13 protein-coding genes and 2 tRNA genes are annotated in these 13,013 nt (G+C 48.3%); 7 read left to right on the top strand and 8 right to left on the bottom strand.

All coding sequences use genetic code 11. The annotated features are described in order from the left end of the window. Positions 1-38 precede the first annotated feature (38 nt). Both SD10_RS10915 and SD10_RS10910 read left to right on the top strand, forming a co-directional pair. Positions 39-1,028 carry a helix-hairpin-helix domain-containing protein gene (locus tag SD10_RS10915; RefSeq protein ID WP_046573824.1) on the top strand — a complete coding sequence of 330 codons (990 nt, stop codon included), beginning with the start codon at positions 39-41 and terminating at the stop codon, positions 1,026-1,028. A 75-nt stretch (positions 1,029-1,103) separates the two neighbouring features. Further along, positions 1,104-1,937: a polysaccharide deacetylase family protein gene (locus SD10_RS10910; RefSeq protein ID WP_046579357.1), complete on the top strand. Its 834-nt coding sequence runs from the start codon at positions 1,104-1,106 to the stop codon at positions 1,935-1,937. Between the two features lie 151 nt (positions 1,938-2,088). Here the strand turns inward: SD10_RS10910 and rlmD are convergent, their stop codons facing one another. Further along, positions 2,089-3,534, bottom strand: a complete 1,446-nt coding sequence (gene rlmD / locus SD10_RS10905; protein WP_046573823.1) for a 23S rRNA (uracil(1939)-C(5))-methyltransferase RlmD — start codon at positions 3,532-3,534, stop codon at positions 2,089-2,091. A 67-nt stretch (positions 3,535-3,601) separates the two neighbouring features. Here rlmD and SD10_RS10900 point away from each other — a divergent pair, with 67 nt between their 5' ends. After that, a complete protein-coding gene (locus SD10_RS10900; RefSeq protein ID WP_046573822.1) occupies positions 3,602-5,860 on the top strand; it encodes a gliding motility-associated C-terminal domain-containing protein in 2,259 nt (752 codons plus the stop codon). 103 nt (positions 5,861-5,963) lie between these two features. Then, complete coding sequence (locus tag SD10_RS10895) at positions 5,964-6,770, top strand: SDR family oxidoreductase (protein ID WP_046579355.1); 807 nt, start codon at positions 5,964-5,966, stop codon at positions 6,768-6,770. Between the two features lie 55 nt (positions 6,771-6,825). On the opposite strand, the gene SD10_RS10890 is transcribed toward SD10_RS10895, so the two are convergent. Continuing rightward, positions 6,826-7,569, bottom strand: coding sequence for a hypothetical protein (locus tag SD10_RS10890; RefSeq protein WP_046573821.1), 744 nt, complete (start codon positions 7,567-7,569; stop codon positions 6,826-6,828). Between the two features lie 54 nt (positions 7,570-7,623). Here SD10_RS10890 and SD10_RS10885 point away from each other — a divergent pair. After that, positions 7,624-7,696: transfer RNA gene (locus SD10_RS10885), tRNA-Lys, on the top strand. Between the two features lie 44 nt (positions 7,697-7,740). On the opposite strand, the gene SD10_RS10880 is transcribed toward SD10_RS10885, so the two are convergent. Next, positions 7,741-8,148: a DUF3127 domain-containing protein gene (locus SD10_RS10880; protein WP_046573820.1), complete on the bottom strand. Its 408-nt coding sequence runs from the start codon at positions 8,146-8,148 to the stop codon at positions 7,741-7,743. Between the two features lie 151 nt (positions 8,149-8,299). On the opposite strand from SD10_RS10880, the gene SD10_RS10875 reads away from it, so the two are divergent. Together SD10_RS10875 and SD10_RS30045 are read left to right on the top strand one after the other, a co-directional pair. Continuing rightward, a tRNA-Leu gene (locus SD10_RS10875) sits at positions 8,300-8,381 on the top strand. 516 nt (positions 8,382-8,897) lie between these two features. Further along, positions 8,898-9,296: a DNA/RNA non-specific endonuclease gene (locus SD10_RS30045; RefSeq protein ID WP_262507410.1), complete on the top strand. Its 399-nt coding sequence runs from the start codon at positions 8,898-8,900 to the stop codon at positions 9,294-9,296. A 162-nt stretch (positions 9,297-9,458) separates the two neighbouring features. On the opposite strand, the gene SD10_RS10865 is transcribed toward SD10_RS30045, so the two are convergent. From SD10_RS10865 to SD10_RS10855, 5 genes are all read right to left on the bottom strand, one after another. After that, the gene (locus SD10_RS10865) at positions 9,459-10,595 is read right to left on the bottom strand and encodes a hypothetical protein (protein ID WP_046573819.1); all 1,137 of its coding nucleotides are present in this window, start codon (positions 10,593-10,595) and stop codon (positions 9,459-9,461) included. A gap of 224 nt (positions 10,596-10,819) precedes the next feature. Further along, a complete protein-coding gene (locus SD10_RS30040) occupies positions 10,820-11,197 on the bottom strand; it encodes a DUF4113 domain-containing protein (protein ID WP_052731155.1) in 378 nt (125 codons plus the stop codon). A 36-nt stretch (positions 11,198-11,233) separates the two neighbouring features. Beyond that, positions 11,234-11,491 (bottom strand): DNA polymerase Y subunit UmuC family protein, encoded by a 258-nt coding sequence (locus tag SD10_RS30035; protein ID WP_052731154.1) that lies wholly within the window; start codon positions 11,489-11,491, stop codon positions 11,234-11,236. A 42-nt stretch (positions 11,492-11,533) separates the two neighbouring features. Then, positions 11,534-11,845: a S24/S26 family peptidase gene (locus tag SD10_RS30030; RefSeq protein ID WP_052731153.1), complete on the bottom strand. Its 312-nt coding sequence runs from the start codon at positions 11,843-11,845 to the stop codon at positions 11,534-11,536. Positions 11,846-12,009: 164 nt separating this feature from the next. Next, positions 12,010-12,840 carry a hypothetical protein gene (locus tag SD10_RS10855; RefSeq protein ID WP_148562427.1) on the bottom strand — a complete coding sequence of 277 codons (831 nt, stop codon included), beginning with the start codon at positions 12,838-12,840 and terminating at the stop codon, positions 12,010-12,012. Positions 12,841-13,013: the final 173 nt, after the last annotated feature.

Here is a 13,013-nt window from a genome sequence, read left to right as displayed (position 1 = left end):
TCAGGCGTTACATTTGCGCGCCCCACCGTCCAAGGGGCATGTTCAGCCGCTTTCAAGCCCTCATCCGCGATTATTTTGGCTTTTCGCACAAGGAAACTAGAGGATTTCTCGTCCTGCTTTTCCTGACGATACTCTGCCTGCTTATTCCTTTTGCTTATCGACTCCTATCCGACAGCACGCCGGTTGATACTTCGGCCGCCGATCAGCGTAAACTGGACAGTCTGGTGGCGCTGATGCAAATAGAAGAGGCTAAACAACCCAAATTCGCTGATCGCGGAGAGAAAGAAAAAACCACAGCCGAACGGTTCAGCGACCCTAAACTTGTCCATTTCGACCCGAATACGATCAGTGTGGCCGGTTGGCAGCAGTTGGGCGTACCCCGCTGGATGGCCGAACGAATTGAAAAATATCGCAGCAAAGGCGGTCAGTTTCGCCGGAAAGAAGATTTGCTAAAAATCTATGATTTCCCGCCTGACCTGTATGATCAACTCGAACCCTACATTACCCTGAAGGAAACGCCCCAGTCAACCCAATTTAAAAACGACCGGTTTACGGCGAACAAACCCTTCCCGAATCAGCCTTATAAACCGAACGACCGCCCCGCCTATTCTGAACGACCTGCAAAGCCTGTTCTTCAACCGTTCGATATCAACACCGCCGATACCGCTCAATTGATTGCCCTGAAAGGGATTGGCGCCACGCTGGCGGGTCGTATCGTTAAGTTCCGGGATGCACTCGGCGGTTTTGTTTCAACCGATCAGTTTCGCGAAATCTACGGCCTTGACTCGCTGGCGTTAACCGAATTGCAGACGTTTGGCAAGATCCGCTCGTCGGTGCGCAAGATTCCCGTGAATACCGCTTCGGCTGAGGAGCTGGACAGGCATCCTTTTTTATCCCGTCGGCAAGCGCAGATTATCGTGAATTACCGCGAACAACATGGGGCATATACATCGGCAGAATCGCTGAAACCTATCCGCGTTCTGGATGCGAAAACCATTGAGAAGATAGCGCCCTATCTGGAATTCTAATCGGTTTTTTGCGGCAGTAACGGTAAAATCAGGGCAGCAATTGCTTACTTGCTCAAGCCCTTACTGGCAAAACTCATGATACATTTCGTACGCTACGCGCCTATTCTTCTGTTTGGTCTGTTGCTTTGTTTATCGGGTCATAGCTGGGCACAGCGCCTGACATGGCCCAATGGTGCCAAAGCAGCTATTTGCCTGACCTATGATGATGCCATGAGTAGCCAGCTCGAACAGGCCATTCCCGTTCTCAATTCACTGCAGTTAAAGGGCACGTTTTTTCTTAACTCGCTAGCCGATAACAACGCAAGTGAGCAATGGCGACAGGCGGCTCAGCAAGGTCACGAACTGGCAAACCATACGCTGTTTCACCCTTGTCTGGCAGCAAAAGGCTGGAAACCCGTCTGGGCACTGGATAATTACACCTTCGACCGAGTGCTGAAAGAAGTTCAATCCATGAATACGCAATTGTACTTACTGGATGGAAAGAAAACCAAACGCACGTTTGCCTTTCCCTGTGGCGACACGACGGCGGGTGGCGTTTCATACCTGGACACCCTGCGTCGGTCAGGTTTGGTCAGTTACGGTCGTATGGTTGGCGACGCCAACGCCGTGGTCACTGATTTCGAGAACCTTGATCTTCTGCAGGTACCTTCGCTGGCTGTGCAACCAGAACATACTGCTGCCGACCTGATTGCCTATGCCGAAAAAGCTGCTCAACAGGGTGGTCTGGGCGTTTATCTGTTTCATGGCGTAGGAAGTCAATGGATAGCGGTATCGGCTGCGGAGCATAAAAAACTGGCCGAATACCTGGCGAACCACAAACAGACCTACTGGATAACGACTTTTGATAATGCAATGAACTATGTGTCGCAATGGCAGAAAAGCCATCCGTCGTCAGTGCATTCGAAATAGAACCAACTCGTGGGGAGCTGTTCTAACCTTTGCTTAGTAGCTTTTTTGCATGGCGATGAAGGAGCAATCTTTATGCGCCGAAAACATTTCCTCATCCAAAGATTGCCCCTCCGTCGCCAGGACAAACGGGGGCTTATAATAGCTAGCGGATTTAACGTCTTGTCAACACCACAACATTTTCGACATGGTGCGTGTGGGGAAACATATCGACCGGTTGCACACCGGTAACGATATACCCTTCATCCAGAATACCCAGATCGCGGGCCTGGGTAGCGGTGTTGCAGCTCACATACACAATTCGTTCGGGGGCCGCCTTCAGTAGCTGACGCGTTACCGCTTCGTCCATACCAGCCCGGGGGGGATCGGTAATCACGACATCAGGGCGGCCGTGTTGGGCAAAAAAGTCATCCGTCAGAATGTCTTTCATATCCCCTGCCACGAAGGTGGTGTTGGTAATCCCATTTACTTCGGCATTGACGCGGGCATCGGCCACCGATGCCTCGACGTACTCGACACCCACCACATGTTTTGCCAGACGGGCCACGAAAAGGGCAATCGTGCCAGTACCGGTGTAGAGGTCGTATACCCGCTCCTGCCCTGTCAGGCCAGCAAATTCACGGGCAACCTTGTAGAGGTTATAGGCCTGCTGGGCGTTGGTTTGGTAGAACGATTTCGGTCCAACCCGGAAGGTCAGGGGAACCGTTCCCCCGGCATCCATCTGCTCTTCGATATAGGGTTTGCCTGCCCAGTTAATAACCTCCTGATCCTGATAACTGTCGTTTTTCTTGGTGTTCAGAATATAATTCAGCGACGTAATTTGCGGAAACAAAGCGGCCAGATGATTCATTAACCCGTTGAGCAACTCGGGGTTGTCCTGCGCTACCTGCAACGTTACCATAAGCTGCTGCGTAGTATCGGCAGTACGGATAATGAGCGTCCGCAGATAACCGGTATGCAATTTGAGATTATACAACGTCATCCCATTTTGGTACACATAGTCAGCCACGGCCAGCCGGATAGCGTTGGACGGGTCGGGCTGGAGGTAACAGTGCTGAATCGGCAGCACTTTGTCAAACCGGCCGGGCACATGAAAGCCAACCGCCCGCTGGTCAATGGGTTCGTCAGTTCGTACTTCGGTCGAGGTCAGCCAACGGCCTTCCGCACAGGTAAATTCGAGTTTATTTCGGTAATACTGGGTTGGATGAGCGGCCATAATGGGCAGAATAGTGGGCAAAGCCACTTTGCCAATACGCGTCAGGTGATCGACCACCTGCTGGTGCTTAAAGCTCAGTTGTTCAGGATATTGAATGTGTTGCCATTTGCAACCGCCACAGGTTCCAAAATGCTCGCAGAAAGGTTCTGCCCGCAATGACGACCATTCATGCACGCGCTCGGCAACCGCTTCGCGATACTGTTTTTTGGAGTTAGTTATACGAAGATCAACCACGTCGCCGGGCGCAACACCTGGTCCACCGGTTGGGTTTTCAACGAAAATTACACCTTCATCCGTACGCACTATACACTTCCCTTCGGCGGCTACGGTATCGATTCGAACGCCAGCCAACCGTTCGGGTGTTTTATGGATCTTCCTACGCATAAGTCCTAAAAAACCGCTAATTTAAGCAGTCGTTTTCGGACAGACCCTATATTCACTATTTCTGCTTATGCCGAATTTGTACCGTTCTTTTTTAGTACCTCTTTTGTTGACCTGTTCGCTGTTGGTTATGAGCCCGTTGGCCCAGGCAACGCATATTGTTGGTGGCGAACTTGAACTTCGCTACCTCGGCACTCAGGGCGCTTACACCCATCGCATTATCCTCAATTTGTACTTCGATAATGTAAATGGCAATCCGGGAGCTGATGATGGACTCGTATCGGTGGGTGTTTTCGCGAAACGAACCAACCAGTTGATTGGGTATGTACCCCTTAACCGGATTAGCAGTGAGTTTGTCGCCTACACCAAACCCGCCTGTACAAATGCCAGCGTATTAAGTACCCGCCTGATTCGGCATAGCCTGGATCTCACGCTCGACCCGAACGTATTCAACGATGCCGGTGGCTACTACATGACCTGGGAACGGTGCTGCCGCAATGGTACAATTACGAATATTGAAGATCCAGGCGGGGCTGGCTCAACTTTTTATCTGGAGTTCCCGGCCATTGTTTCAGGCCAAACCCGCGTTGTCAACTCATCGCCAACTTTCACAATTCCGAAAGGTGACTATGCCTGCATCGGTCAGCCATTTACCCTTGATTTTAGTGCAAAAGATAGCGACAACGACAGTTTAGTTTATTCGCTGGTAACTCCTTACAATGGCTTTAGCACAAAAGACGTCCCCAATCCTGGTGCGGGTTCTACGTTGGCAAACCCTTATTTTACCCCAGGCCCTTACCCCACCATTCGCTGGCGTAATGGCATATCAGTTGCCAACGAAATTCCCGGAACGGCCCCGCTACGCGTAAATCCGCAGTCGGGTTTGCTCAGCGTAACCCCAAGCCAGGCAGGCCTGTTTGTCTTCTCCGTCGAAGTTGTTGAATACCGGGCCGGAAAAGCCATCGGACGGGTACGCCGTGATTATCAGGTGCTGGTACTTGACTGCCCGAAGAACAATGCGCCCAAACTTCTTTTCCGTCCCGATGGTCAGAAAGAGTTCTACAGACAGGGAACGGTGTTGACCATTGCCGAAAAAGACACCAACTGCCTGACGTTATTTGTCACCGATATTGACCCGAGCCAGCACATTACGGTAACGAATATGAGTGGCTCGCTACCCGGCCTTACCCTCGCCCCCGGCGAACTGACTACCCGAACCAGTCATGATACCTTACAAGTCAAGTTTTGCTTTGGTCGATGCGTTGGCGGCAATGGCACACCGGTTACCTTACTCCTTCGAGCCACGGACGACGGGTGTCCACAAGGCTTGAGCGATACGCTCAGCGTTCGCCTGAATATCATTCCGTCGGCCAACAACAAACCGCTGGCAGGAACCGATTTACCAAACAACAAAGCCAGCATTAGCGTCGGAACATCTCTGACTTTCAATGCCTTTGGCACCGATATTGACAATGATAACGTTACGATTCAGGCCGTTGGTCGTGGCTTTACCCTGGCTCAGGCAGGCATGAGTTTCGGTTCGGCCTCGGGAGTGGGTAAAGTTTCGCAACCGTTCGTCTGGAAACCCACCTGTGCCCAGGCGACTCAGACAGCCTATCTGGTCGATTTCATCGTAACCGATACCCGCTGTAACCGAAACCTGCGCGATACGGTAACGGTGAACCTGGCCGCGATTGGCTTGCCCAGTCAACCACCCAGTGTGCGGACAACGCTCGCCCAGCAAACCGTTGAGCTAGTTGTTAGCCCCAGCGACTCCGCCGGTCGGACAGCGTTCGATGTGCTGGGCAATGACCCGGACCGCGACACGCTTCGGTTAACCGCTGTTGGCCGGGGATTTGATGTTAAAGCCGCGGGTATGGCATTTACAGACAAATCTGGCCTGCCAACGCTCCAATCGCCGTTTGCCTGGAAACCCACCTGCGAACTGATGGCGGGGAAAGCCGAAGCAACCTTCGTGGTGGATTTTATGGTCGATGACCGCTCCTGCCAGCCCAACCATCTGGCCGTTACAACGGTTACGTTTACCGTTAAAAATCCGTCGTTCAATGCTGATATAAAGATACCCAATGTATTTACACCAAATGGCGATGGCATAAATGACTACTTCGCCGTCAGTAACTTACCGGAAAATACCTGCGATGAACAGTTTAAATCTATTGAGGTAACGAATCGCTGGGGGCAAACGGTTTTCAAGTCGGCGGACCCAAAATTTCGCTGGTACGGTACAGACGCCCCATCGGGCACCTACTACTATCTGCTCACAACATCAAAGCGAAACTTTAAAGGAACGGTGACAATCATACGCTAACCAGGGCTATAAAGCGTGACGTTTATAGACGCCTTATTCCGCGATCCAGCTACGCAGTCAGCAGCCAGGTATTGTCTAATTCTCTATCTTCGTGGCTGCAATTATGAAAGATAAAGTAGTACTCATTACCGGTGCTTCGTCAGGCATCGGACGCGCCATGGCCTTTGCTTTTGGGCGCGAAGGCGCCAGCCTTGTCATCTGTGCCCGCAAAGCCGAAGCCCTGAAAACTGCCAGCGACGAATTACGTCAGGCCGGCATCAATGTCTTGGCCCTGACCGCTGATGTCAGCGTCGAAACCGACGTTAAAAACCTTATTGAACAGACTGTAGCCCATTTTGGCAGGCTTGATATCCTGATCAATAACGCAGGCATGTCGCATCGTTCCATGCTGATTGACACCGAACCCGCCGTTATTCAGACATTGATGGACATCAATTTCATGGGCACCGTGTATGCTACCCGTTACGCTCTCCCCTTTATTCAGGAAGCCAAAGGGTCTATTGTCGGCATTTCGTCGATTGCGGGTTACCGTGGGTTGCCTGTACGAAGTGGCTATTCGGCCTCGAAGTTTGCCATGAATGGTTTTCTGGAAGCGGTTCGGACCGAGTTGTTACATACGGGTGTGCATGTGCTAACCGCCTGTCCAGGCTTTACGGCCTCGAATATTCGTTTTTCAGCACTGGACGCACATGGGCAGGCTAAAGGCGAAACCATGCGGGATGAGGGCAATATGATGACTGCCGAGGAGTGTGCCGACCATATTTTACGGGCCGTGAAAAGTCGTAAACGCGAGTTGGTGCTGACCACCCAGGGAAAAGTCACCGTATTCCTGAACAAGTGGTTACCCAGCCTGATGGATAAACTGGTATACAACACCCTGGCGAAGGAAAAAGACTCGCCATTAAAATGAGTGAATGAGCGCAAGAGTGAAAGGCAAAGCTACCGCTCATTCATTCTTTCGTTCTTTAAATTATCCAAACGTTGTCTCGTCGGATAAAGTAGAGGTTATTGCGCCAGAGAATACGCAGGTAAATATCTTTAGTACCCAGGATGCTTACTTTATTACCCCGGCCAATGACTTCGACAATGGGGGCCGCGGCAGACGGGTCGGTTCGGAGCAGGACCCGGTCATGACTGACAATGCCTGATTGTACACCTTCGGGCAGGTTTGTGAAGACGAGCAACAGCAGCAAGTAAATGAAGACAACCCATTTCTGCTTCGTCAAAATTGGCTGCTTCCGAAACGATTTGAGCAGCAGCACCGTAAACACGTAGCCTGCTGGAATTAGAAGAAATAACAGCACGTACAGACCATATTTCCGGTAGAAAAGGTAAAAGTAATTCAGATCGTCTGTTTCGTAGCCACTCAGATTGTTAGCCCTGGCAATGTCATTCATTCGACGCAGTACCACGTCGTCGGGGTGCCGCTCAAAATAAACGTCTAAATAATAGAGGAGCCGGGGCACATCATTCTGTCTTTCGTAAGCACTGGCCAGCTTCAATAGCATCGGATCGGTGGCCGTGTGGCCTTCGGCCAGGGCCATTTCGTAAATCCGGGCCGCGTTCACTTGGTCACCAGCCAAAAAGAGTGAATCGGCGTGCCGGAGTGAGTCGGACGAAACTATCTGTGCCTCAACGAGTCCTGACAAAAAACAAAAAAATAGGCTTATTTTAAGAGGAATGGCTTGGAATGAATGAAATAAGGCCATAATTTTGCACCACAATAAAAAACAACGACCCAGTATAAGGGAAATTGTTCACCCGATTTGGTAGCTCAGCTGGTAGAGCAATACACTTTTAATGTATGGGTCCTGGGTTCGAATCCCAGCCGGATCACGTAAAAAAAGCCGCTTTTAGCGGCTTTTTTCATGTTGACCCTATCAGAAAGGCAGATCGTTACTTTCTTCTTCGAAGGCCGAATTAAACGACATGGCTGCGGGTTGACTTTGCTGAGCCGGACGTGCCTGCTGCGCGGGTGCCGACCGGGGCGCTGGCGCTGAGCCACCTTCGCCTTCCGTGAGTTCGATGCGGAAAGCGCGTAGTTCGGTATACCAGCGGTCGTTGTATTCGCGAGACTCGGCACTGAACGTCGCCTTAAGCGTATCGCCCGTAGCAAACTGTTTGAGGTCCGCTACCTTATCGCCCCAGGCGGTCAAGCATACTTTTTTAGGGTATGATGCATCCAGTGTTTCAAGGACGAATTCCTGCTTACTCCAGGGGCCTTTTTGGCTCTGTCCCGATACTTCGGGCAGAACTTTTATGAGTTTTCCGACTAATTCCAGTGCCATACTACTTGGACTTTTAAACGTGATTTAGAAAGATAAAAGTACGAAATTTTGCCCATTTTTGGGCCATCTTGCCCGAAAAAAGCAAAACTTTTCGGCTTGCATTTGGCATAATATAATGGGATTGCTACATTTGCACCCACATTAAAGAAATGGCCATGTGGTGAAATTGGTAGACACGCCATCTTGAGGGGGTGGTGCTGCAAGGCTTGGGAGTTCGAATCTCCCCATGGTCACATAAAACATTAAAAATCAAGCACTTACACATAACCGTAAGTGCTTTTTTGTTTTTCGGTTGAATCACTGGTTGAAACAATCATTTTATCTGCGTGGAACTCAGTAACACTCGAATTCCTGTATAACTAAGTATTGCAATATTTAAGTGATGAGAGTTCGAAGGCAAGTAGTTGTTTTAGTCTTCACTTTTTCTATCGTACGCTACAAAGTATACTGCATCTTACTCGGGTCCTTTTTGGCCTGCTTATAATTTTTTCGCTCCACTAGTGTAAGCAACCCAGCGTACTGTACCGGTCAACACAACGCCAACTCGCGATGACAACATGGCGATGGAAAATCCAGCTAGAGCCAAATCGTCAGAGTCCAGCCCCAACGCTTACCTGATCACCCGACCGACCTATTCGCTTTCCTACAATCAATTCACTGGCATTGCCAATTGGTGTAGCTGGCATCTCAGTACAGCTTGGTAGGGATCAACTGCCCGCTAAACTGGCAACTTCATTCCAGATCAGACTTTGCCTTCTACCTGGGATCAGGCTCGCCATGCGGATTACACGAACACTGGCTTCGACCGTGGCCACCTCTGCCCATCAGATGATCGGAATAGCACGTCCGATGAGAACAAGACGACGTTCATCCTGACTAATATTGTGCCACAGGCATCGCAACTTAACCGCCAATCGTGGCTAAGGCTGGAAGACTACTGCCGAACGTTGGTAGCTCAGGGTAATGAACTATACATCATCGCCGGAACATACGGTAAAGGGGGTGAGGAAGACAATGGTAGGGCTAATAGTATGCCCAGTGGCAAGTTGACTGTGCCCACTGCGCTCTGGAAAGTGATCGTAGTATTGCCTGTGGGTTCAGATGATATTAACCGGATTACTGCACAGACACGAGTTATTGCAGTCTGAATGCCAAACACTAATACAGCAGGCGAAAAGCCATGGGTAGGCTATCGAGTAAGCGTTGATGAGGTGGAGAAGCAGACGGGATATAATATACTGTCAAGTATACAGGAAAGTACGCAACGGTTGATTGAGTCTCGAATTGACAATGCAACTATCTAGATCAAGTTAATCATCCTCTTCGTTCTCACTCATCTTATCTTCAAAGCCATTGTCTTTATCAAAGGTTTTTTCTGTAAGATTTTTCATCTTCTTTTTATTCTTAAATTGTGGTGCAAAAGTTCCATACTGATTAATTACAAAACCGTAGTCAACAAAGGTTCCTGAAGTTGTCATCACACTTCTACCATCATGAGAAAAAGGAAATGGGTTCAGTCTTCCAGGACTCATATTCCCCAATTGCTGACTCATCGGGCTCATGCTTCCATCTGCGGCCACGTTGAGATGGGGCCGGTTTGACACCTGTAAGTTCACCCCATTATGCGGCCCAATGTCAGGCACATTAGCATGAAAACTGTTCAGAGTATTCAAGAACTTGTCCATTGCGTTTTGTCGATCCATAAGAGTCGATGAGTTGTCTTCTACCGCTTCGATCAGTGCATCACGGTGCTCTTTCAAGTCTTCGTTGTCTTTCTTATACGCTTTTATCAATCGTTCAATACGCTCTTTCCTTTCTTTATGCTTAGGCTTGATTTTAGGTTTTACTTTAGGATTAACTTTAGCTTTTCTTTTGGCTCTAGATTTGATTTTAGCATCGATTTTGTCAAGTGACGTCCTAAAAAGGTTAATTTTTTTCTTCGATGCAGTAAGAAAACGATCTGTCCAACGTAAAAAATCTTCTTCTTCTTCCTCCCCGTTCACATACTTCATGGTATTGTCACGTAAACTTGACCAGTCCATGCGGTGAGGTACTGCTGCATTAAAATCGGTAAGATTTTGACTATGGCTCACAGAATGCCCTGTTGCATGATTAAACCCATCAATCCCGATGGATTTAACTTTTCCTTTAAAATTAGGACGTTTAGGCTTTGATACCTTTTCACGTTCACTCTCAGATTCACTCTCAGAACTACTCTCCGTACTGCTATCAGAATCACTAACTACTTTCTTTTTCTTAGCTGCAAAGCTTGCCGCAGGGCCAGTTTTCAGCTTCTTTGTTACAATGACCTCTTCGCTTTCTTCAACACTTGAGTCATCGTCTGGTACCGAACCCTTAGGTGCATTTTTTGCGCTGAATGATGCCTTCTTACCAAAGATTTTAGACTTAGGAACAACCTTTATTGGCCTTTTAACTGTATAATTCATGCCTGACCTTCTCTTAATTTACTAATAGTCCGACTATCCATACATCGGCATATGACCAATTTATGTAAGGTAGCCTGAGGTTGCAAAATTTTATGGCAAATGGTTAGTTTCATTTCTATCCACACCCGCTAAAGAACAAAAGGAGTAGGGCGATTAAGGTAAAAGAAGCCTTTATTTTACGAGATATGCAGTCGCATATAAAGTCATAAAAGAGCCTTGCCCGATTATTCAACCACCAATATATCCTCCCAACGATTGGTATACCGGGGTGACAAGTACGATGGCTTCATTGGCCACTCAGGTTTGTGCATCTGTGACGCCATTCGTAGCTTATCCTGACCAAATCGTTTATTGACCTTGTCCACTACGGCCGAGAGTCGAATCAGCCGCTCATCCGGCACCAAGTCCGTCAGCATAATGCCCACCCGTTGATAGTTATAGCCAAATTTGAAAATCGCTTTCAGTGCCGATTCAGCATATTTGATGATCTCCAGTGTGAAGCTGGTTGGATGAGGGAGCCGCACCGTAACACTGTTGCTGTACTGTTTTGCAGGCAGGTAGTTATCAGGCGTTCTCCGATGCGGATTCGTCCGTAGCCACACGGTAACCGCCCTACAGAGCGACTCCTGTTTGCGTAGCTACTCACAGATTCTCGACAGGTGTACGGTCGGGGCATCGGTAATATTATCCAAATCATGAATGACTTTACCAAAACCGGGCTCGGTGCAGATCGCTTTTCTCAGCGGTGGGCTTACCTCCAATAGTTTGCAAGGTAGCCCGCGCAATTCGTGAACCAGCCGCAGTCCATTCAAGATCATCACCTGAGGTATCCAGTCGTCATTTACGTCACGAAGCTGATAGGCCGTCCGGATACCCTGCTTCTTAAGTTTGCTCACTGATTTACCACCGACGCCCCAAACATCCTCAATGGGAAAGCCTCAAAGAGCCTCGTCAATCGCTTCGGGTGTATCCAGTATACACACTCCATTTAATTCCGGTTTATTTTTGGCCAGACGGTTAGCTACCTTGGCCAGCGTTTTAGTTGGCCCGATGCCGACTCCCACCGGTAAGCGCAGCCACTGTTTATAGATTCCCGAATGGTCTGACCCAGGCCTCGGGCTGGTGATGCACAAATCATTAAGATTACAGACCTTATCCAGATAGCTTTCGGCTGGTGAAGGAAAGCCGCCCTGAACGAGTGAAGAAAAGAAAGGAATCAGGTATTTAGTAGAGGCTGTTACCTTCACCATCGCCCTTCGTCAAGGTGGTCAATCATAGCATCAAAAATATGCACAAGCCACTATACTATACTTTTGTTATATATATTACAAATTAAACATAGTGAAATGCTTTTTAAGCGATGGCTAACCTTGCCTACAATTTATAGTTTTATAAAGGACACCCCGTGAAATATCTATTTTTTTTCTTTTGATCTTTTCCAAGCATCGTCATTTCGTCTGTCAGATAATTCTTTTTGGATAGTTTTCCTTTCAGCTTCAATGACGACTGGTTTCCTTCTCTCGCGTGGGGGCGTGTGTGGTCTCACTATATATTCTCGATCTTCTGGAAAGCCAGCCCATACCTTTATTCCCATCTGTATGTTTTTGTCCCGCATACCGCTTCCAGATAAAAGTTCGGCATCACCCAAGCGTGTCCTTCTAACAGGAAATCCTCTTTCGTCTACTTGACGTTCGTTGCAATACAAGTCATTATCAACTATACCCGCGTCAATATCACTGTTTTCGGTGATATGTCCATCTGTATGAAAATCTCTACCAGTCTTGTAACTGCGACCGGTTACTGAACTTCCTGATATGATAACTACACCGTCTCTGGCCTGCTCGGCGATAATTCTAGTTCTATCCAGAAATTCTTGATAGCTATCAAATCCATATGGATAGTCAATACCCTGCACATATTCCCTCGTCACAACCGGCTCCGGCTCTCTTGCCACGACTTGTTCTCTGGCTACATCCGGCTTCTTTACTTCTGCCTTTTTAACGGCTCCAACAACAGCAGGCATTGAAGCGACTACTGGTACTATAATGGGAGGGGTGTCATTAGGAACAACTTCACTTCCCCAAGGAACAATACCTTTAGGTACATTAGAAATAATGCCGGTTGCTTTATTTCTAACACGCATCATTACCACTGTGGGTTCTTGCGTGACCGGTGGTGCCTTGCTCACCTTTGCACTAGATGAGCTCGCATTCGTAGATTTAGAAATTCTTTCTGCCCAAGACATGGCTATAAATTTAAATGCTTATACAATTTATTGAAGAGTTGTAATTAGATTTCATCTTTTTGACAGTCGGTAGCAGAATATTGATTGTTGGCGTTATCTCTTAGCTGATTCGGGATAAATATTGCTAACTTATAAATACAAGCTACTTGCTATGTATGCCAAGAAGTCCCTTC

The sequence above is a fragment of the Spirosoma radiotolerans genome (genome assembly GCF_000974425.1).
In the GTDB taxonomy this organism is placed as follows: domain Bacteria; phylum Bacteroidota; class Bacteroidia; order Cytophagales; family Spirosomataceae; genus Spirosoma; species Spirosoma radiotolerans.
Note: the sequence above shows the minus strand (reverse complement) of the source record. Positions and strands in the feature narration are given on the sequence as shown.

Coding starts and splice junctions, on each gene's coding strand:
- SD10_RS10915 (WP_046573824.1), top strand. CDS start 39: ATGTTCAGCCGCTTTCAAGCCCTCATCCGCGATTATTTTGGCTTTTCG.
- SD10_RS10910 (WP_046579357.1), top strand. CDS start 1,104: ATGATACATTTCGTACGCTACGCGCCTATTCTTCTGTTTGGTCTGTTG.
- rlmD (WP_046573823.1), bottom strand. CDS start 3,534: ATGCGTAGGAAGATCCATAAAACACCCGAACGGTTGGCTGGCGTTCGA.
- SD10_RS10900 (WP_046573822.1), top strand. CDS start 3,602: ATGCCGAATTTGTACCGTTCTTTTTTAGTACCTCTTTTGTTGACCTGT.
- SD10_RS10895 (WP_046579355.1), top strand. CDS start 5,964: ATGAAAGATAAAGTAGTACTCATTACCGGTGCTTCGTCAGGCATCGGA.
- SD10_RS10890 (WP_046573821.1), bottom strand. CDS start 7,569: ATGGCCTTATTTCATTCATTCCAAGCCATTCCTCTTAAAATAAGCCTA.
- SD10_RS10880 (WP_046573820.1), bottom strand. CDS start 8,148: ATGGCACTGGAATTAGTCGGAAAACTCATAAAAGTTCTGCCCGAAGTA.
- SD10_RS10865 (WP_046573819.1), bottom strand. CDS start 10,595: ATGAATTATACAGTTAAAAGGCCAATAAAGGTTGTTCCTAAGTCTAAA.
- SD10_RS30030 (WP_052731153.1), bottom strand. CDS start 11,845: ATGGTGAAGGTAACAGCCTCTACTAAATACCTGATTCCTTTCTTTTCT.
- SD10_RS10855 (WP_148562427.1), bottom strand. CDS start 12,840: ATGTCTTGGGCAGAAAGAATTTCTAAATCTACGAATGCGAGCTCATCT.